Annotated in this window: 17 protein-coding genes; 4 read left to right on the forward strand and 13 right to left on the reverse strand. The window is 68.4% G+C overall.

Translation table 11 applies throughout. The annotated features are described in order from the left end of the window. Positions 1–15: 15 nt before the first annotated feature. On the reverse strand, positions 16–921 hold the full coding sequence (locus AB0N59_RS05685) for a carbohydrate ABC transporter permease (RefSeq protein WP_363479975.1): 906 nt from the start codon (positions 919–921) through the stop codon (positions 16–18). Next, a complete protein-coding gene (locus AB0N59_RS05690) occupies positions 918–1,772 on the reverse strand; it encodes a sugar ABC transporter permease (RefSeq protein WP_363479978.1) in 855 nt (284 codons plus the stop codon). The genes AB0N59_RS05685 and AB0N59_RS05690 overlap by 4 nt, the downstream gene beginning before the upstream one ends. A gap of 329 nt (positions 1,773–2,101) precedes the next feature. Between AB0N59_RS05690 and AB0N59_RS05695 the strand changes: the two genes are divergently transcribed. From AB0N59_RS05695 to AB0N59_RS05705, 3 genes are read left to right on the forward strand one after another with little or no spacing between them, the layout of a single operon-like run. Next, positions 2,102–6,163 (forward strand): Ig-like domain-containing protein, encoded by a 4,062-nt coding sequence (locus AB0N59_RS05695; protein WP_363479981.1) that lies wholly within the window; start codon positions 2,102–2,104, stop codon positions 6,161–6,163. Next, complete coding sequence (locus AB0N59_RS05700; protein ID WP_363479984.1) at positions 6,154–6,756, forward strand: SGNH/GDSL hydrolase family protein; 603 nt, start codon at positions 6,154–6,156, stop codon at positions 6,754–6,756. Before AB0N59_RS05695 ends, AB0N59_RS05700 begins: the two co-directional genes overlap by 10 nt. A 32-nt stretch (positions 6,757–6,788) precedes the next feature. Further along, positions 6,789–7,439 carry a GntR family transcriptional regulator gene (locus tag AB0N59_RS05705; protein ID WP_363479987.1) on the forward strand — a complete coding sequence of 217 codons (651 nt, stop codon included), beginning with the start codon at positions 6,789–6,791 and terminating at the stop codon, positions 7,437–7,439. A 27-nt stretch (positions 7,440–7,466) separates the two neighbouring features. Here the strand turns inward: AB0N59_RS05705 and AB0N59_RS05710 are convergent, their stop codons facing one another. From AB0N59_RS05710 to AB0N59_RS05745, 8 genes are all read right to left on the reverse strand, one after another. Then, the gene (locus tag AB0N59_RS05710; protein ID WP_363479990.1) at positions 7,467–8,291 is read right to left on the reverse strand and encodes an amidohydrolase family protein; all 825 of its coding nucleotides are present in this window, start codon (positions 8,289–8,291) and stop codon (positions 7,467–7,469) included. Further along, positions 8,267–9,205, reverse strand: a complete 939-nt coding sequence (locus AB0N59_RS05715) for an aldo/keto reductase (protein ID WP_363479993.1) — start codon at positions 9,203–9,205, stop codon at positions 8,267–8,269. Before AB0N59_RS05715 ends, AB0N59_RS05710 begins: the two co-directional genes overlap by 25 nt. Beyond that, positions 9,175–9,975, reverse strand: coding sequence for a ribonuclease activity regulator RraA (locus tag AB0N59_RS05720; RefSeq protein WP_204974703.1), 801 nt, complete (start codon positions 9,973–9,975; stop codon positions 9,175–9,177). Before AB0N59_RS05720 ends, AB0N59_RS05715 begins: the two co-directional genes overlap by 31 nt. Then, positions 9,972–11,876: a hypothetical protein gene (locus AB0N59_RS05725; protein WP_363479996.1), complete on the reverse strand. Its 1,905-nt coding sequence runs from the start codon at positions 11,874–11,876 to the stop codon at positions 9,972–9,974. Before AB0N59_RS05725 ends, AB0N59_RS05720 begins: the two co-directional genes overlap by 4 nt. Positions 11,877–11,881: 5 nt before the next feature. Then, a complete protein-coding gene (locus tag AB0N59_RS05730; protein WP_363479999.1) occupies positions 11,882–12,739 on the reverse strand; it encodes a carbohydrate ABC transporter permease in 858 nt (285 codons plus the stop codon). Then, the gene (locus tag AB0N59_RS05735; RefSeq protein ID WP_363480002.1) at positions 12,739–13,671 is read right to left on the reverse strand and encodes a sugar ABC transporter permease; all 933 of its coding nucleotides are present in this window, start codon (positions 13,669–13,671) and stop codon (positions 12,739–12,741) included. Before AB0N59_RS05735 ends, AB0N59_RS05730 begins: the two co-directional genes overlap by 1 nt. A 73-nt stretch (positions 13,672–13,744) precedes the next feature. Beyond that, complete coding sequence (locus AB0N59_RS05740; RefSeq protein WP_363480005.1) at positions 13,745–15,016, reverse strand: ABC transporter substrate-binding protein; 1,272 nt, start codon at positions 15,014–15,016, stop codon at positions 13,745–13,747. A gap of 207 nt (positions 15,017–15,223) precedes the next feature. Then, complete coding sequence (locus tag AB0N59_RS05745; RefSeq protein WP_363480008.1) at positions 15,224–15,760, reverse strand: CGNR zinc finger domain-containing protein; 537 nt, start codon at positions 15,758–15,760, stop codon at positions 15,224–15,226. 39 nt (positions 15,761–15,799) lie between these two features. Here AB0N59_RS05745 and AB0N59_RS05750 point away from each other — a divergent pair, with 39 nt between their 5' ends. After that, positions 15,800–16,813 carry an EamA family transporter gene (locus AB0N59_RS05750; RefSeq protein WP_363480011.1) on the forward strand — a complete coding sequence of 338 codons (1,014 nt, stop codon included), beginning with the start codon at positions 15,800–15,802 and terminating at the stop codon, positions 16,811–16,813. A 123-nt stretch (positions 16,814–16,936) separates the two neighbouring features. On the opposite strand, the gene AB0N59_RS05755 is transcribed toward AB0N59_RS05750, so the two are convergent. The 3 genes from AB0N59_RS05755 to AB0N59_RS05765 are packed head-to-tail and all read right to left on the reverse strand — an operon-like array spanning position 16,937 to position 18,842. Beyond that, a complete protein-coding gene (locus AB0N59_RS05755; RefSeq protein WP_363480014.1) occupies positions 16,937–17,704 on the reverse strand; it encodes an ABC transporter permease in 768 nt (255 codons plus the stop codon). Further along, positions 17,701–18,471: an ATP-binding cassette domain-containing protein gene (locus AB0N59_RS05760; protein ID WP_363480017.1), complete on the reverse strand. Its 771-nt coding sequence runs from the start codon at positions 18,469–18,471 to the stop codon at positions 17,701–17,703. The genes AB0N59_RS05755 and AB0N59_RS05760 overlap by 4 nt, the downstream gene beginning before the upstream one ends. Beyond that, positions 18,468–18,842, reverse strand: coding sequence for a DUF1048 domain-containing protein (locus AB0N59_RS05765; protein ID WP_204974695.1), 375 nt, complete (start codon positions 18,840–18,842; stop codon positions 18,468–18,470). The genes AB0N59_RS05760 and AB0N59_RS05765 overlap by 4 nt, the downstream gene beginning before the upstream one ends. Position 18,843: the final 1 nt, after the last annotated feature.

Genomic DNA, 18,843 nt, shown 5'->3' on the forward strand with positions numbered 1-18,843 from the left:
GAGGGGATGGGCAGGTCAGCCCTTGACGGCACCGGCGGTCATGCCGCCGACGAGGTAGCGCTGCAGAGCGATGAAGGCGATCGCGACAGGCAGCGAGACGACCAGCGACGCGGCCATCAGCTCGGGCCAGGCCGTCGAGGCCTCGCCGATGAACGTGTTCACGAGCCCTGGTGGCAGGGTCTGCTTGTCGGGACCGGCGAGGGTCAGCGCGAAGATGAAGTCGTTCCAGCCGCGCACGAACGCGAACAGGCCCGCGGCGATCAGCCCGGGTGCGGCGAGGGGCAGCACGATGGAGTGGATGATGCGCATGCGCGAGGCTCCGTCGACCAGCGCGGCCTCGATGAGCTCGTCGGGGATCGTGTCGAAGAAGCCCTTCAGCATCCACACGCACAGGGGCAGGGTGAACGTCGTGAACGACAGCACCAGTGCGGCGTAGCTGTTCAGCAGTCCATAGGCGGCGAAGACGCTGTAGAGCGTGATCAGCAGCAGTGCCTGGGGGAACATCTGCGAGGCGAGCACGAAGTACATCAGGCTGCGTCGACCGCGGTAGCGGAACTTCGAGAACGCGTATCCCATGTAGGCCGAGACGATCACCGACAGCACCGCGGTGATCACCGAGACGATGATGCTGTTGCGGAGGTAGCCGAACAGGGCGGGGTTGTTCGCGAGGGCGAGGTACGCGTCGAAGCTGATCTCGGAGGGGAACAGGCGCGGCGGGTACGAGAAGACCTCGGTGCGCGGTGTGAGCGATGTCGAGAGCAGCCAGTACACCGGGAGCAGCGCGAACCCGCCGAACACGACGACGGCGACCCAGGCGCTGACGGTGACGGCGCGGTGGTCGGCACGCACGCGGCGCTTGCGCGGCGGCTGAGCGGGCGCGGCGGATGCCACGGCGGGCGGTTCGGTGAGCAGCGCGGTCATCGCTTCTCCCCCTTCTCGGAAAAGCGGACATAGACGACGACGAGCCCCATCAGCAGCACCATCCACAGCAAGCCGAGCGCACCGGCCTTGCCGAGGTCGAAGCCGTCGAAGGCGGTCTCGTACACCGCGGTGGCGAAGGTCTCGGTGGAGCCGGCGGGTCCGCCGCCGGTGAGCACGTAGATGATGTCGAAGTGCTGGAAGTTCCAGATGAACTCGAGCAGCAGGACGAGGCCGATGATGCCGCTCATCTGGGGGACCGTGATCGAGAAGAAGCGGCGGACGGTCCCGGCGCCGTCGATCTCGGCCGCCTCGTGCAGCTCGGGCGGAACAGTCTGCAGTCCGGCGAGCAGCATGACCATCATCCAGGGGAACGACTGCCAGGTCTTCGCGACGATCACGGCGATCATGGCCGTGGTCGGATCCGCGAGCCAGGCCTGCGGGGCGTCGATGAGGCCGACCGACTCGAGCAGCGCGTTCATGACGCCGTAGTTGGCGTTGAAGATCCACATCCAGAGGAACGAGACCACGACGCCGGGGATGAGCCACGGGATGAGCATGAGACCGCGCAGCACCTTGGCGCCGCGGATCTTCGTGTTCAGCGCCAGCGCGAGGCCGAAGCCGATCACGAACGGCGCGATGGTCGTGCCGAGCGTGAAGACCACCGTCTGGCTCAGCAGCGTGAAGAAGTCGCCGGTCAGGACGTCGACGATGTTGTCGAATCCGACGAACTCGCGTCCCGGCTCCACGAGGCTCTGCTTGTAGAACGCGGTGATGAGCGCGGTGATCAGGGGGTACACGACGACAGCGGCCAGCAGGGCGAGCCCGGGAGCGGTCAGGAGGAGGGCGAACATCCCGTCCGTCAGTCGCCGGGGGCGGTGACCCGTGGTCTTCTGTGAAGAAATGGGTACTTGTGTCATGAAATGGACATCCTTGGCCTTCGAGATTCTCGGCGATGAGTGCGGGTATCGCGGAAACACCAGTGTTTCGGACTGCCGCGGCCGGGTCAACTGCGATCAGTCACGATCAAGTAACGAGAAGTAATGATAAATCTTGGGGAGAAGTGAGCGCGCAAGTTCCTATCCGAGGCGCAACATCGATCCTTGATTAGCGATTATCGATTAGCTAGGCTTCCGAAAGGTCGTCCCCTCGACCCACTCCCCAGAGAGCAATCGGAGACGCAATGAAGCGTGCACTGGCAGCAGCTGCGATCGCGGCGATGATCGGCTCGGCCTTCGCGGTCACACCCGCGTCGGCCGCCGACGGACCGACACTCTATGTGGCGCCGGGGGGTGACGACAGCGCAGCAGGGACCATCGATGCACCTCTGGCCACACTCGAAGGCGCGCGCGACCGCATCCGCCAGCTCAAGGGCGACACCGGTCTGCCCGAGGGCATGACCGTGCTGCTGCGCGAGGGCGAGTACCAGCGCAGCTCGTCGTTCCTGCTCGGCGCCGGCGACTCGGGCACCGCCGACGCGCCCATCGAGTACCGCTCGTACCCCGGCGAGACGGCGACGCTGACGGGAGGGCGCGACCTGCCGAGAGACCGGTTCTCGAAGGTCGCCGACACCGCGGTGACCGGGCGCATCGTCGAAGAGAGCGCGCGGGACAAGGTGCTCGAGCTCGACCTCGAGGCCATGGGCCTCACCGACTACGGCCAGCTGAGCAGGCACGGCTACTGGAAGGCGAACGACGTCAGCGAGACCCCGCCGATGGAACTGTTCATCGAGGGGCAGGGCATGACTCTCGCCCGCTGGCCCAACGCCGACGCGGCGACTCCCACCGTGCAGATGGGCGACATCATCGACCCCGGGCCCACCCGCAACGACGCCGACCTGCAGGAGCGCGGCGGCACGTTCGCCTACACCTACGACCGTCCCGAGCACTGGACCGCGGCGAAGGACATCTGGCTCGACGGCATCTTCGGCTACAGCTGGGAGTGGTCGTACAACAGGATCGAGAAGATCGACACGGCCGCCAAGACCATCACGCTGGGCTACGGCGAGATGTCGGGCATCATGAAGAGCTGGTTCCCCGACTTCCACTTCGCCCAGAACCTTCTCGAAGAGCTCGACGCCCCTGGCGAGTACTACATCGATCGCGACGCCGGCAAGCTGTACCTCATCCCGAACGCCGCCTTCACGCAGGGCCGCGGCGACGTGACGGTCACCACGCTCGCCGAGCCGATGATCCGCGCCGAGGATGCCTCGCACATCACCTTCGACGACATCGTCATGGAATACGGCAGGGCGACCGCGGCCGTCATCCTCGGCGGGTCGAACGTCACCATCTCGCACGCCGACATCCGCAACTTCACCGACGGCGGCGTGCTGATCAACTCGCCCGGCAGGTACACCTACGACGGCATCCCGATCAACAGGGGCGGGCGCGACCATGCCGTCACCGACTCGCGGATCACCCACGTCGGCGGTGTCGGCGTCGTGCTGCAGGGCGGCGACAAGAAGACCCTCGCGCCGGGACGCAACCGCGTGCAGAACTCCGAGATCGCCGACTTCGCGTACTACCACAAGGCCTACAACCCCGGCGTGATGTTCGACGGCGTCGGCAACGTCGCCAAGAACAACAAGATCCACGACGCGCCGCACCCCGGCATCATCGTGCACGGCAACGACCACCTGTTCGAGCGCAACGAGGTGTACGACGTCTGCAAGATGTTCAACGACCTCGGCGCGATCTACATGAACTCCGGCATGACCCCGCAGCAGCGCGGTCACGTGTTCCGCGAGAACCACTTCCATGACATCGGCGTCGGCATGGCCGGCGTCGAGGGCATCTACGCCGACAACTTCACGTGGGACCTCACGATCGAGAAGAACGTGTTCGTCAACATGGGCAACGCGGCGATCAAGAGCGGATCCGCCGACTACATCACCGCGACGAACAACGTCTTCGTCGACGCCTTCGCACCGTACGACAACTACGAGCAGTGGATGGGCGACCAGGAGGGCAATGTGGTCGACCGGTCGTACATGCCGGAGTGGAAGCGCGTGTTCGAGGAGAACAACGACTTCGTCGGCACTCCCTACCTCGAGAAGTATCCCGAGCTCGGGCACTTCTTCGAAGACGACCACTACTACCCGAACCACAGCACGTTCGCGAAGAACGTCGTCTGGAACCCCAACCGCAAGCCGATCGCCGGCATCAACGATCAGGGCGCGAAAGACGGCAAGAACCTGCTCGACTACGGCGTCAACATGGTCGCCACCGCCGACCCCGGCTTCGTGGATGCGGCGAACGGCGACTACACGCTGAAAGCCGACTCCGAGGTCTTCGCGAAGATCCCCGGGTTCGAGGCCATCGCCTTCGACAAGATCGGGCTGCAGGGCCATGTCGGCCACTCCCAGTCACCCGAGAGCATCGACCTGGAGGCGGTCGCCTTCGACAGCGACCAGCTTCTGCTCGATGCCGGTGACGAGGTGCGCCTCCGCGCGGTCTCGCTGCCGTGGAACGCGTCGGGCGCCGAGTTCACCTACGCCTCGGCCGACGCATCGGTCGTCACCGTGAACGACAAGGGCATCGTGCTCGGCGTGGGCCCCGGCACCACGATGATCACCGCGACGGCGAAGTCGGACCCCGCCAAGACGGCCGCAATCGAGGTGATCGTCTCGGAGGGCGACGGCGTGCTGCACTTCACCGACTTCGAATCGGGGGCGAACGGCTGGCCGACCGACCCGAACCGCAGCATTCAGACAGATGCGAACGGCAACAAGGTCTACCGCATCGTGAAGGGTGCGAACGCCCTGCTGCCGCGGGACTTCAGCGAGTTCGTGCTCGACTTCGACGTGACCCCGCCCGCGGGCGACACGGTGAAGTCCGATCTGCTGATCTACAACCGCCACCAGAACCGCGGAGGGTACATCCGCTACCGCAACGCCGACGCCGGTCCGACCTGGACCATCTTCGACAGCAGCTGGCAGATCGTCGCCGAGAAGGTGCTGCCCGCCGGCGAGGGTCTGCCGAACGGCCGCACCTCGCATGTGCGCATCGCCGTGCAGGACGGCACGATCCGCATCGTCACCAACGGGAAGGTGTCGCTCGAGGGCAAGGACCCCGCACCCGCCGCCCCCGGTCGCGTCGGCTTCTACGTCGAGGGCTTCACGAGCCTCGACATCGACAACATCGGGTTCTCGCTGTCGGATGTGCCGGTGACGGGCGTGGCGCTCGACACCGCGAAGCTCGATCTCCGCACCGGCGAGCGCCGCACGGTGAAGGCGACCACCGCTCCGGAAGACGCCAGTGACACGCGCGTCAGCTGGACCAGCGCCGATCCCGCGATCGCCACCGTCGCCGACGGCCGCATCGCCGGGGTGAGCGCGGGGACGACGACGATCACTGCGGCATCCGTCGCCGATCCGTCGCTCACGGCTCAGGTCGCCGTGACGGTCACGGATGCCGAGTATCCGACTCAGCGGCTCGACGAGCAGCTGACGGATGCCGCGAACTGGAGCGTCGCGAAGGGGATCGCCGTCGATGAGAACGGCGTGAAGCTCACGGAACAGGGCGTGTACGGCTACAAGGCCGAGCGCTTCGGCTCGACGCTGCTTCAGGTCGAGGCGGACTTCGGCGCGTTCGACGGCGGCTGGTACGGCTTCCAGGTGCGCTCCGACCAGACCGGTCTTCCGGCCTGGCAGAACTCGAACACGGGGTACGTCTTCGTCATCAAGGAGGACACGATCGAGTTCCAGAGCTGGTCGCCAGGTCAGACGATGCTCGACGTCATTCCGAACACCGTCATCGAGCCGGACAGCACCCACCTCATCGAGGTCGGCGCGATCGAGGAGGGCGACGCGAGCCGCGTCGTGCTCCGGGTGGACGGCAAGACAGTGTGGAACATGCTGGATTCCCGCCAGAACCTGAAGATCGGGGCGGACGGCTTCTTCAACCTGTATCACTACGGCAAGACCAACACGTTCGCGGTTCGTCCGGCGCCGTCGGATGCCGAGGTGGTGTCGGTCTGCTGGTCGAAGGACGCCACTCCGAAGACGCGCTACCTGCGCGGTGAAGAACTCGATGTCTCGGGCATGCTGCTCGATGTCGCGTGGAGCGATGACCGGGTGACGCAGAAGCAGGTGACGGCCGATATGGTGAGCGGATTCGACAGCCGGAAGGTGGCGCCGAAGCAGACGCTCACCGTGACGCACGAGGGTGCGACGGTGACCCTGCCGATCTCGGTGCGGCCGAAGGACAACAAGAAGGATCTGGAAGTGGAACGATGCGGCTGATCTTCATCGGCGATTCGATCACGGATGCCGGACGCGACAGGACCGACCCGAGCTCGCTCGGCGACGGCTACGTGTCGATCCTCGCGCCCGAGCTGACGGCCGGCGGTGCCGAGGTGATCAACCTCGGCATCGCCGGCAACCGGGCGGCGGACCTCGCCGCCCGGTGGGACTCGGACCTTCTGCCTGCGGCGCCGGACGTGCTGACGGTCTACGTCGGCGTGAACGAGGTCTGGCGTCGTTTCGACAGCGACGACCCCACCCCGACGGCGGATTTCGAGTCGACGATGCGCGGTCTGCTGACCTCGGCGGTCGAGGCCTGCTCGCCGCAGCTCATCCTCATGGAGCCGTACCTGCTGCCGGTGAGCGATGAGCAGCGCGAGTGGCTTCCGGAACTGGACGAGAAACGCGCCGCGGTCGCCCGCCTCGCGAACGAGTTCGGTGCACAGCTGGTGCGGCTGCACGACGTGCTGACCGAGGCCGCCCGGGGACGGGATGCCGCGGACCTCGCGCCTGACGGCGTGCATCCGCTGCCGGAGGGGTCGAACGCGATCGCGCGGGCCTGGCGCGAGGCATACCGCGCGCTGGGTCATTAGCGATAGTCGATAACGGAAGTAGAATGAGCACCATGACCGATGTGATGGGCGCCGCAGGCCTGCAGCGCGGACTGCTGTCCGACCAGATCTACGCCATGATCAAGGCGATGATCAAGGACTCGACGCTGGGTCCGGGGGAGCAGCTCGTCGAGTCGCAGCTCGCCCGCCAGCTCGAGGTGAGTCAGGCGCCCGTTCGCGACGCCCTCAAGCGCCTGGCGCACGAAGGTCTCGTCTCGCATGTGCGCCATCAGGGCAACTTCGTCGCCAGCTACTCGGCCGAAGAGGCGGCGCAGGCGAAGGTCGCCAGGGTCGAGCTGGAGGCGCTCGCGGGCCGGCTGACCTGCGGCCGGCTGGATGCCGAGCGGCGCGGCGCTCTCGAGCAGTTCATCGAGGGCATGCACACGGCAGCCGAGAACAGCGATCTCGCGCGCTTCCGCGAACTCGATTTCGCCTTCCACCGCGCGGTGATCGAGGCGAGCGGCAACGCGTACCTCCCCAAGATGTGGGACCTGCTCGAGCCGAGCCTGCGCTCCATGCACGTTCTCGGCGACCCGACCTTCACCGGTGACTGGCACGAGGTCGCCGACTGGCATCGCGGTCTGCTCGACGTGCTCGAGGGCGATGCGCCCGACGCCGCGGCCGATCTGTTCCGTGCGCACGCCGCGGGAACGCTGCTCGACTGACGCACCGCGTCTCGCGGCCGGTGCCCGTCAGGCGCGCAGGCCGTACAGCCGGTCGGCGGTGCCGTGCCAGAAGGCTGCGCCCGCGGCATCCGGCACCGCCAGACGCACCCGATCGAGCAGCCGAGGATAGTCCGCGACTCGGGCCGAGAGCGGCCAGTCGCTGCCGAACATCAGCCTCTCGGGACCGAACGAGGCGAAGGCGATGTCGGCGAGGTGCGAGAGCTCGGCGTCGGTGCGTGTCGGCGAGATCAGTCCAGAGAACTTGGCGTGCGCGTTGGGCTGCTCGGCGAGAACGTCGAGACCGCCGACCCAATCATCGGTGACGTCAGCGAAGCCGAATCCGAGGTGGCAGATCACCACGGGTGTCGCGGGATGCCGCGCAGCCAGAGCCGCGGCCCCGCCGAGCTGCTCGGGGCGGATCAGCAGCTCGAGCACGCGCCCCGATGCCGCAAGCGCGGCGGCGAGCTCGTCCAGTCCCGGCACGTCGGAGAGGTCGGCAGCTCGCTGCGGCACGGCCGCCCGGATGCCCGAGAAGCCCGCGCCGCCGTCCGCCGTCGCCCCGAGGGCCAGCCCCGGCGCGGGCTCGTACTGCAGCACAGCACGCGAGAGCACGGCATCCGCGTGGGTGACGGCCGAGAGCCAGCGCGCCTCTGCGGCGGAATCGGCGACCTGCACCGCGACCCCCGAGACGATCCCGCAGGGCTCGGCCACAGCGCGGTATTCGGCGGGCGACGCCACGGCGGGCAACCCCATCCCGTCGCGCAGCCAGGGGATCGGAAACGCCCTCGCATCCCACACGTGCACGTGCGCGTCGACGATCCGCATGGTCAGTCGCGCTCGAGCGCGTCCCACAGCGCCGACGGGATCTCGGCCCCTCGCCCCGCGACGAACGCCTCGACCTCGGCAGGCATGCGGGCGCCGACGACGACGGCGTCCGCGCCGCGCCGCAGCGGGAACTGCACGGCGGCGTCGGCCAGCGCGACGCCGTGCTCGCGGCACAGCGCCTGCAGCCGGCGCGCCCGATCGATGCGGTCGGCGTCCGCCGGTCGGTACTCGAAGAACGGCGCGGTGTCGGGGTCGGCGAGGATGCCCGAGTTGAACACCCCGGCGGCGATCACCCCGATGCCGCGCTCCTCGGCCAGGGGCATCAGGCGCTCTTCCGCCGACCGGTCGAGCAGCGTCAGCCGCCCGGCCTCCATCACCACGTCGAGAGGCGCGGCGGCGACGAACCGCTCGAGAGGCTCGAGGCGCCCGAGCCCGACGCTGATGGCCCGCACCACCCCCTGCGCGCGCAGCTCTGTCAGCGCCCTCATCGCTCCCGCGAGGCCCGCCTCGACATCCAGCGGGTCGTGCAGATGCAGCACGTCGACGCGGTCGGTGCCCAGTCGCGCCATCGAGCCCTCGAGGCTGCGCCACACCCCATCGCGGCTGAGGTCCGTCACCGACGACGCGCCGGTGGCGCCGGGGGCGACCGGCGAGCCGTCGGCATCCAGGAGCCTGCGACCGACCTTGGTGGCGAGCACCACCTCGTCGCGGGGAACGCCTCGCAGGGCGAGGCCCAGCTTGCGCTCGCTCTCGCCGTCGCCGTACAGGGGCGCAGTGTCGAAGAACCGCACACCGAGAGCAAGCGCCGTCTCGATCGTCGCCACGGCATCGGCATCGGTCACCGGGGTGAACAGATTGCCGATCGGGGCGCACCCGAGGCCGAGGTCGTCGTGCGCCCCGGCGACGGGCGTCAGCGGGCGGAGCTCTGCAGTGAACGCCATGCCTCGTACTCCTCACGGCTGTCGGGGGTCAGAGGGTAATAGTCGCTCAGGCGCGCGCCCTCGTCGAGGCGCTGGCGGCTGAACACCTCCCATTCCTCGTGATCGCGCGCCGAGGCGACCACCTGCGGGGCCATCGCCTGCGGCACGACCACCGGACCGTCGTCGTCGGCGACGATGAGGTCGCCGGGCATGCACAGGGCCCCGCCGACGGCGACCGGCACGTCGTACGCCCACGGAGCGAGCTCGGACTGGGACGCGTAGTGCGGCGTCTCGCCCGTGCACCAGACGGGGATCCCGAGCTCGCGGATGCGGGCCGCGTCGCGGATGCGGCCGTCGACGACGATCCCCGCGCCGCCCTTGCGCATGAAGTAGCGCACCAGGATGTCACCCAGGCAGCCCGAGAACCGGCTGCCATAGGCCTGCACGACCAGCACATCGCCGGGCTGCACGGCTTCGAGCACGTGCCAGAGCGCCGTGTGACGCTCGGCGTACTCCTGCTCGACGCCGGCCGTCGGATCCTGCGGAAGCGCGAGGTCCTCGCGCTGCGGCATGAACTGCAGGGTCAGAGCAGAGCCGACCACCCGCGTGCCGGTCGTCAGCGGCCGCGGCCCGTCGACGAAGGTGCGGCGGATGCCGAGCTGATGCAGCTTCGCGCACGCCGTCGCCGAGGAGATCGAGGCGAACTCGTCGATCACGGCCTCGTCGGTGCGGCTGTACTGCGATCCGCGCACGGGCAGCGGGAAGTCGGGCCGGATCAGATCGTCGCTCATGGCTGTCCTTCGGGGGTGAGGTGGCGGGGCGAACCGGTCGCCCGCGCGATGGTGAGGTCGAGGTCGGTGCCGTGCGCGGGGGGAAGCACGACGACCAGGTCGTCGTCGCAGTCGACGGTGGCAAGCGTGACGGCGCCGATCGGCGAGGCGTAGGTGCCCGATGCTCCGGGGTGGCCCGAGGAGTCCTCGACGGCGGCGGTGGCCCGGACGATGCGGTCGAGACCGAAGCGCCCGCCGCGCAGCCGCACCGTGCGGGTGTGCACGATCGACGTGTTCACCAGACGCACTCCCGCGCCATCGGCATCGAGCCGGTGCACGAGCGCCGCGACGTCGTCGGGCAGACCGGGTCGTGCGCGATCGACATCCTCGTAGCGCAGCGCGGTGTGCCCGAGGCCGCCGTTGTACAGCACCTGAGGCGCCCCGCCGACGAGCTGCGTCAGCACCTCGGTGACGACCGGGTTCACGCGCTGCCAGAAGTGCAGGTGGGTGGCATCGGGGTCGAGCGCATCGCCCAGCATCATCGCGGTGCGTCTGGCGATCTGACCCAGCGCCATCTCGAGCGCGCGCTCCGGGTAGTCCGGCCGGCGGCCGGAGAGGAAGTCGAACCAGCCCGCCTCATGACCCGCCTCCGTCTTGTCGCGGAAGGGGGCGATGCGGTCGGCGGATGCGGGGATGCCCGCGATCGCGCGTTCGAGGCGCTCGCGGTCTGCGTCCGAGCGCGACCACCACCAGAGCCACATCGGCACGTCGAGCTGAAGCGGGCCGAAGTCGAACCAGCCGTCGGCCCCGTGGCGATACGGCACCAGCATCCCTGGTTCCTGTGCGGCCGCGCCGAAGCGCGCCGCCCACCCGCCACGCAGGCTGTACGAGCTCTCGGCGACCGAACCGGGGCGCGCCTGCGCGAGCAGAGCGTCGAGCATGGTGCGCACCAGATCGAGCGCCGCGTCGTCACGAGTGATGAGGGCGTGGTTGAGCGCTCCGATGAGCGCGCTCATCCCCACCGAGTGGAAGCCATGCGGCCAGGTCCAGCCGTAGTGGCCGCCCCACCAGCGACCGTCCTGCATCGACCCGGCGACGCCGTCCGGTCCGATGCTGTCGGGCATGATGCCGTCGCCTGCGCGCTCGCGCCAGCCGTCGACATAGCGTCGGATCCACGCGGCCGCGGTGTCGTCGCCGTCGTACAGCCAGGCGTTCGCCGCGAGCGACGTCGCCGCGAGGTTCACGGCGATGTCGCCCTGCGCACGGCGATGCATCTCCTCCGACATCCGCAGCGCCTTGCCGGGGTCGGCGAGGTCGTCCCAGGTGCGGATGCCGTCGAGCCCGTGGATCGGCAGCCCGTAGGGGCGCATCTCGGCACGGTCGGCCGAGTAGGGCACGACCGTGTCGTCGAGACCGGGCCGGGCGCCGAGGGCGCCGTTGTGCGGAGCGCGGAGGATGTTGTGCTCGGCGTCGTAGTTGCCGTGCGCGGGGTCGATGAACAGGCTCGCGAAGCGCCGTGCGCGCGTCGCGTACCGGGCATCCGCCGGATCGGCAGCGCAGATGCCGGCGAAGAACAGCAGCGACTCGCCCTGGTGGAACCAGTCGTAGCCGTTGTCGTACTCGTCGGTCAGCATGCCCGCCTCGGTCAGCTGAGCCGTCACGCCCTCCCAGACGCGCTTGCTGTCGGCGAGAGCCTCATCCGGCCCACCCAGAAGGTAGAACGCCGGCCAGTTGAAGAACGGCTCGTACAGGTCGTCGACCCCGTCACGGTCCTCGAACTCGGCCACCCCGCGCAGTCGCCCGTCGGGTGTGGTGTAGCGGTCGCGGAACACGCGCCTGGCCTGCTCGACCTGGTCGAAGAGGCGTCGCTGCAGCACGGCCCAGGCGGGGATCGAGCGAAGGGGAGCGGAGAGGGCGGTCATGGTCGTCATCCCTTCGTCGCACCGGCCACGAGGCCGCCGATGATGTGCCGCTGCATGACGATGAAGAACACCATGGCCGGCAGCACGGCGAGCAGCAGGGTGGGGAACACCTGCGTGTAGTCGGTCGAGAACTGGCCGACCGCGGCGTACACGCCGGTCGTCACCGTGTAGATGCCCGAGCTCGGCCCGAGGATGATCTGCGGGCTGACGAAGTCGTTCCACACGCCGATCGAGTTGAGCACGACGATCGTCGCGACGACCGGCTTCATGATCGGGAAGATGCACGACCAGAACGCGCGCACCGGTCCTGCTCCGTCGAGTGCCGCCGCCTCGTCGATGTCGCGGGGCACGCTGCGCAGGTAGGCGCTGAACAGGAAGATCGTGACGGGCAGCGTCGCCGCCGTCTCGAACAGGATGAAGCCGGGGATCGTGTTGATCAATCCCAGCATCCGCAGCACGAAGACCACAGGGATCAGCGTGACCTGCCCGGGGATGAACAGCCCCGAGACGAACAGCAGCAGCAGGCCGAGATGCCACTTCGAGCGGCCGCGCGCGATCACATAGGCGACCGGAGCCGACAGCAGGATGCAGAAGATGTTGACCAGCACGACGAACAGCAGCGTGATGCCGTACGCGGCGATGACGTTGAACTTGCTGCTCGTGATCGCCGCCCACAGGAAGTCGAGGGTGAAGCTCTGCGGAGTGATCAGCAGGGGGCTCTCGATGATGTCCTTCTGCGGTTTGAAGGCGTTGATCACCATCGTGTACATGGGGATCAGCATCGTGATCGCCACGACTCCGAGCACGAGCCAGCGGACGCTGGCGACCAGTGCCGAGGGGCGGTTGCGCGTCTGCCGGATCATCAGTCGACCGCCTTCTGCTCTGCACGGCGGCGCACCAGCGTCACGCCGAGGCCGATCACGGCCGTCACGATGAGGAGCACGATCGACTGCGCGGCGCCGAAGCCCAGCGCCGAGTTCGCGAACGAGTCCTTGAGGATCTGATAGACGATCGTCTGCGTCGAGCCCGCCGGTCCGCCGTCGGTCAGCGACAGCACGACGTCGTACGCCTTGAGCAGCCCGACCAGGGTCAGCACGATGTTCACGGTGAACACCGGAGCGATCAGGGGAACCGTGATCGAGCGGAACTGCTGCCAGCGCGATGCGCCGTCGACCGTGGCCGCCTCGTAGTACTCGGCGGGCACCGACTTGATGCCGGCGAGGAAGAGGATCATGTTGAAGCCGAAGTGCGACCACACGATGGTGAAGATCACGCTCGCCTTCGCGAAGGTCGGATCGGTGAGGAACGGCATGGCAGGAAGGCCGAAGGATGCCAGCATCCCGTTCACCGCGCCGGTCGGGGCGAGCATCGCCGACCAGATGAAGCCGATGATCAGCGAGCTGATCACGTACGGGTAGAAGAAGATCGTCCGCAGGATCGTGTTCGAGCGCCCCGGCCCCGAGATCAGCGCGGCGATCGCGAGACCGACCAGGTTGCAGAACAGCGTGCCGACCAGGGCGATCACGCCGGTGAAGACGGCGGCCGAGATCGAACGGGGATTGCGGAAGGCCCTGGCGTAGTTGTCCCAGCCGACGAAGTCGAAGTTGAGACTGTAGCCCGTCCAGTCGGTGAAGCTCAGCACGCCGGCCAGGATCATCGGGATGACGAACATCGCGAGGAACACCGCCACGGCGGGAGCGGCCATGATCACGCCGGGGAGGCGGCGGCGCCAGCGCTGCACGGCGCCGCGGTTCTGCCTGGCGCCGTGACGCTGCGGGGCGGTTGTCGCGCTCATCCGTCGAGGCTCCTGTCCGGGGTGGGGCGTTCGTGCCCCGGGGCGGCGGGCGCCCCGGGACACGGAGGGCAGATCAGCCCGCGTTCGCAGCGAACCAGGCATCCATCGCCTCGACGACGTCGGCGGCCGACGTGCCGCCCATCAGCGCCTGCGTCTGGGTGTTGATCTCATTGGCGTAGCCGTCAGGCAGGGTGCGCTCGCCGTAGCCGCCACCGGTGGGGGTGTACGCCTCAGCCGGGGTGTCGGCGACGATCTGCAGCAGCTCCTTGCCGAGGTCGGTCATCTCGTACTCGTAGCCGTCGCGGAAGTTGCCGTCGACCTCGAGCTGATCCGCCACCGCCGTCTTGTCGGTGGTGAGGTACTCGATCAGCTTCGCCGCCGCGTCCTGGTGCTCGCTCACCTTGAGGATCGAGTACGGGCTGGCGATGTTCGCGCCCATGGCCGGTTGCTCGCCGGCATCCATCGCGGGCGCGCGGAAGACCCCGATCTCGGCCGAGTCGGCTGCCTTGGCCTGCGAGCCGGCGAACCAGCTGCCCATGGAGTAGATCGCGGTCTTGCCCGAGAGGAACGACTGCTCGGCATCCGGGTACTTGATGCCCAGCGCCTCCTTCGGCACGTAGCCCTGCTTCACCCAGTCCGAGAAGACCTCGATCGCCGGGCCGTACGTCTCGCCGAAGGTGACCTCGCCGGCCGACATCTCCTGGTACCACTTCGGGTTCTCGGCGATCACCGAGGGCAGGGCCAGCGACTGCAGGGTGTGGCTCGACATCCAGTCGCCGCCCTCCTGGATCGGAGTCCAGCCGGCGTCCTTCAGCTTGCCGAGCGCGGCGGTCAGGTCGTCGACGGTCTCGGGGAGCTCGGTGATGCCGGCCTCTTCGAAGGCAGTCTTGTTGTAGAAGAAGAGGCTCTGCAGCTGCACGCCGATGCCGGCCATGAGGTACTTGCCGTCCATCGAGTACTGCTCGGCGAGCGGGCCGTTCTTGGCCCATTCGTACTGCGAGAGATCGACGAGCTCTGGAGCGAGCTTGCCGTTCGGAGCGAGCGACTGCACGATGTCGGGGGCGTCGCCGGATGCCAGCAGGCGGGGCACGGCGGCGGCGACGCCTTCGGCGCCCGGGTCCTGGATGACGACGTCGATGTTCTCGTTCGCCTTCTCGAACGGGGCGACGAGCTCGTTCCAGAACTCCTCGGTGAGGTTGGGCGTGACGTTCACGAGCATCCGCAGGGTGACCTTCTCGTTCGAGTCACCGCCCTCGCCGGCGCCGGCGCTGCCGCTGCAGCCCGCCAGGGCGAGTGCCGCGACGGCAGTGATGCCGACCGCGGGAAGAAGTCGAGCCTTGATCATCATTGATCCTTTCGGGGGTGGGTGCTGCTCAGGAGATTACACTAATCGATAATCGTTTGTGAAGCATCCGGTGCTGAGGTCGCGATCGGTTCCGCTGTCTCCGGCTTGTTGCGCGTTCAGGTCGCGATCCCGCTCGCTATTCGGAGTTCTTTGCGCGACGAACTGCGACCTGAGCGGCGCGAGCCGCGAGGCGCGAGGGAGGCGAGGTCAGTCGCGGGCGCGCCGGGCGCGATACGCGGCGACCGCATTGCGGTTCGCGCACGTGGTCGAGCAGTAGCGCTTCGAGCGGTTGCGCGACAGGTCGAGCGCGATGGCCTCGCAGTCCGCGTCGTCGCACACGGCGATGCGGCTGCCCTCGTCTGCGCGGATGACGTCGATCATCGCCATCGCGGTCTCGATGAGGACGCGCTCGGCCAGCGGATGGGCGTCGCCGACCGCGTGCAGGTGCCAGTCGATGCCGTCATGACGCCGCAGCTGCGGGGCGAGCGTGCTCTCGGCGAGGGCCGAGTTCACCTGGGCGACCATCTCGTCGCGAGGGGCGAGCAGCATGGCGCGCAGGCGCCCTCGCAGCTCGCGGAGGGCCGCGACCTCGGCGGCGTCGCGGTCGATGCGGCCCGTGTAGGGGAAGAGCGAGAGGAACGCGCGCTCATCGGCGATCGTCGTGAGGGTGTCGGGTTCCTCGGCAGAGTTCACCAGCCAGACGGCCGAGCGCAGAGCGCCCTCGGTGTCATCGGTGAAAATCATGTTGACACCTTACATCGCGCGGGGATAGTGTCACATCTCATGAGCACCGTCGTCGATGACATCCGCCTGCCGGCCGCGCGCCGCGGGGTCAACATCGGACTGCTCTTCGCCCTCGGAGCGGCTTTGTCGTTCGGCACCTCGGGAGTCTTCGCGCGCGGTCTGATCGACGCCGGCTGGACCCCGGGTGCCGCGGTCACCGTGCGCATGTGGGTCGCGGCGATCGTGCTGCTCGTGCCCACGCTGATCGCGCTGCGCGGGCGCTGGGCCATGGTGCGCAAGAACGCCGGGATGATCGTGATGTACGGCCTGCTCGCCGTCACGACCGCGCAGCTCTGCTACTTCCAGGCGGTCGCCGTGATGGATGTCGGCATCGCCCTGCTCATCGAGTACACGGCCCCGATCGCGGTGATCCTCTGGCTGTGGGTCCGACGCGGTGAGCGCCCGAGCCGGCGCAGCATCATCGGCGCCGTGATCGCGTTCGCCGGACTCGTGCTCATGCTCGACGTGCTGACCGGCGGCGACGTGAACGTCGGCGGCATCCTCTTCGCGCTCGGCGCGATGGTGGGCGCGGCGACCTACTTCGTGCTCTCGGGGCGGGGCGACACCGGTCTGCCGCCCATCGCCCTCGCCGGCCTCGGTCTGCTGATCGGCTCGATCGGCCTGACGGTCGCCGCGGTCGTCGGCGTGCTGCCCTTCGCATGGACGACGGCCGACGTCGAGTTCCGTCTGATGACCGTGCCGTGGTTCGTGCCGGTGATCGCGGTCGGGGTCATCGCGACGGCTCTCGCCTACGGCCTCGGCATCGCCTCGACCCGCATCCTCGGCTCGCGGCTGGCGTCGTTCATCGCGCTCTCCGAGGTGGTCGCGGCGATGGTGTTCGGCTGGCTCATGCTCGGGCAGGTGCCCGGTCCCGTCCAGGCGATCGGAGGGATGCTGGTGCTCGCCGGCGTCATCGTCGTCAAGCTCGGGGAGGCCGAGGTGGCGGCGCCCCCGCATCCGGCTCCGCCTGAGGCCGGCCGGCCGGAAGCCGATCGGCTTCCGGCGGCCGTCTGAGCTGACCGGCTGAGCGTTCACAACTCAGGACACCCCGCGTGAAACGGGCTGTTCTCGCCGCCGGGCGGCCCCGATCCGAGCGTCCGTCCTGAATTGTGAACACCGCAGTCGCGCACACGCGGGTCAGGCGATCCGGCGGCGGTACGCGAGCATCGCGAACAGGTACGCGACGATGAGGATGCCGACGCACCAGGCGAGCGCGATCCAGATCTCCGAGCCCACCGGGCGCCCGGCGAACAGGGCCTGGATCGAGTTCACGATCGAGGTGACGGGCTGGTTCTCGGCGAACCAGCGCACCGGCCCCGGCATCGTCTCGGTCGGCACGAACGCCGAGCTGATGAACGGCAGGAAGATCAGCGGGTACGAGAACGCACTCGCTCCGTCGACCGTCTTGGCCGTCAGGCCCGCGATCACCGCGAGCCAGGTGAGGGCGAGCGTGAACAGCGCCAGGATGCCCAGCACCGCCAGCCACTCGAGCACGCCGGCCGAGGTGCGGAAGCCCATCGCGAACCCCACCCCGAAGATGATGGCGACGGTCACCCCGTTGGCGACGAGCGACGTGAGCACGTGCGCCCACAGCACGCTCGACCGTGCGATCGGCATGGAGTGGAACCGCTCGAAGATGCCGCCCTGCAGATCGGTGAACAGCCGGAACGCCGTGTAGGCGATGCCGGATGCGATCGCGATCAGCAGGATGCCGGGAAGCAGGTAGTCGACGTAGCTCGCGTCTCCGATGCTCTGGCGCAGCGCCCCGCCGAACACGAACGTGAACAGCAGCATCAGCGCGATCGGGGTGACGGCGGTCGTGATGATCGTGTCGGGGCTGCGGAAGATGTGCCGCAGCGACCGGCCGGTGAGAGTGGCGGTGTCTGCCCATGCGTGGGTGGTCATGCTGCGTCCCTCCTTGTGACGGCGAGGAAGATCTCCTCGAGAGTGGGCTGCTTCTCGACGTACTCGACCCTCGCGGCGGGCAGCAGGCCCTTCAGCTCGGCGAGCGTGCCGTGCGCGATGATGCTGCCCTCGTGCAGGATCGCGATGCGGTCGGTGAGGTGCTCCGCCTCGTCGAGGTACTGCGTGGTGAGCAGCACGGTGCGTCCGGAGCCCGCGAGCTCTTTCACGATGTCCCACACCTCGATGCGGGCCTCGGGGTCGAGACCAGTGGTCGGCTCGTCGAGGAAGATCACCTTGGGGTCGCCGACCAGGCTCATCGCGATGTCGAGTCGGCGGCGCATGCCGCCGGAGTAGGTGCCGGCGCGCCGGCTGCCGGCATCCGTCAGCCGGAAGCGGGCGAGCAGGGCATCCGCCACGCCGCCCGGGTCAGGCAGGTGCCGCAGCTTCGCCACGAGGACGAGATTCTCGCGCCCGGTGAGCACCTCGTCGACGGCGGCGAACTGGCCGGTCAGGCTGATCGACTCCCGCACGCGCCGAGCGTCGGCTGCCACATCGGATCCGAGGACGGATGCCGTGCCGGCATCCGCCGGCAGCAGCGTCGACAGGATCCTGACGAGGGTGGTCTTGCCTGCGCCATTGGATCCGAGCAGGGCGAAGATGCTGCCCTTCGCCACGTCGAGGTCGACTCCGCGCAGCACGGCGAGCTCGCCGTACGACTTGCGGATGCCGCGGACGCGGATCGCGCTGGCGGCTGTGTCGTCCATCATGATCGTTCCCCTTCTTCTCGTCGTGCGGTCTCGATCGCCTCGGCGAGGCGGGCGCGCTCCTTGTCGATCCAGCGGGTGCCGGCGTACGACTGCGCGAAGGTCTCGGTGAAGTCGACGGGGTCGTCTCCCGTGATCTCGCCGACCGGGATGCCATCGATCGCGGCCCGCTCCCAGAGGTCCGCGAGGTCGACGAACATCTGGGTGAGGGTGTCTCCGTCGGTCACGCCGCCGTAGTACAGCAGGTAGCGGTGCATCGCCGTGGCGGCGGTGCGGTGGGGTTCGGGCAGTGCGTCGATGCGGCCCTTGGCGTTCTTGTACTGCTTCTTCTGCTCGAGCGATCCGGTGAGCGCTTCGATCCACTTGGCGGCCATG

It is taken from the genome of Microbacterium sp. NPDC089321 (genome assembly GCF_040684935.1).
GTDB lineage: Bacteria > Actinomycetota > Actinomycetes > Actinomycetales > Microbacteriaceae > Microbacterium.

Coding starts and splice junctions, on each gene's coding strand:
- AB0N59_RS05700 (WP_363479984.1), top strand. CDS start 6,154: ATGCGGCTGATCTTCATCGGCGATTCGATCACGGATGCCGGACGCGAC.
- AB0N59_RS05685 (WP_363479975.1), bottom strand. CDS start 921: ATGACCGCGCTGCTCACCGAACCGCCCGCCGTGGCATCCGCCGCGCCC.
- AB0N59_RS05730 (WP_363479999.1), bottom strand. CDS start 12,739: ATGATCCGGCAGACGCGCAACCGCCCCTCGGCACTGGTCGCCAGCGTC.
- AB0N59_RS05695 (WP_363479981.1), top strand. CDS start 2,102: ATGAAGCGTGCACTGGCAGCAGCTGCGATCGCGGCGATGATCGGCTCG.
- AB0N59_RS05750 (WP_363480011.1), top strand. CDS start 15,800: ATGAGCACCGTCGTCGATGACATCCGCCTGCCGGCCGCGCGCCGCGGG.
- AB0N59_RS05755 (WP_363480014.1), bottom strand. CDS start 17,704: ATGACCACCCACGCATGGGCAGACACCGCCACTCTCACCGGCCGGTCG.
- AB0N59_RS05740 (WP_363480005.1), bottom strand. CDS start 15,016: ATGATCAAGGCTCGACTTCTTCCCGCGGTCGGCATCACTGCCGTCGCG.
- AB0N59_RS05735 (WP_363480002.1), bottom strand. CDS start 13,671: ATGAGCGCGACAACCGCCCCGCAGCGTCACGGCGCCAGGCAGAACCGC.
- AB0N59_RS05760 (WP_363480017.1), bottom strand. CDS start 18,471: ATGATGGACGACACAGCCGCCAGCGCGATCCGCGTCCGCGGCATCCGC.
- AB0N59_RS05690 (WP_363479978.1), bottom strand. CDS start 1,772: ATGTTCGCCCTCCTCCTGACCGCTCCCGGGCTCGCCCTGCTGGCCGCT.
- AB0N59_RS05715 (WP_363479993.1), bottom strand. CDS start 9,205: ATGGCGTTCACTGCAGAGCTCCGCCCGCTGACGCCCGTCGCCGGGGCG.
- AB0N59_RS05765 (WP_204974695.1), bottom strand. CDS start 18,842: ATGGCCGCCAAGTGGATCGAAGCGCTCACCGGATCGCTCGAGCAGAAG.
- AB0N59_RS05725 (WP_363479996.1), bottom strand. CDS start 11,876: ATGACCGCCCTCTCCGCTCCCCTTCGCTCGATCCCCGCCTGGGCCGTG.
- AB0N59_RS05720 (WP_204974703.1), bottom strand. CDS start 9,975: ATGAGCGACGATCTGATCCGGCCCGACTTCCCGCTGCCCGTGCGCGGA.
- AB0N59_RS05705 (WP_363479987.1), top strand. CDS start 6,789: ATGACCGATGTGATGGGCGCCGCAGGCCTGCAGCGCGGACTGCTGTCC.
- AB0N59_RS05745 (WP_363480008.1), bottom strand. CDS start 15,760: ATGATTTTCACCGATGACACCGAGGGCGCTCTGCGCTCGGCCGTCTGG.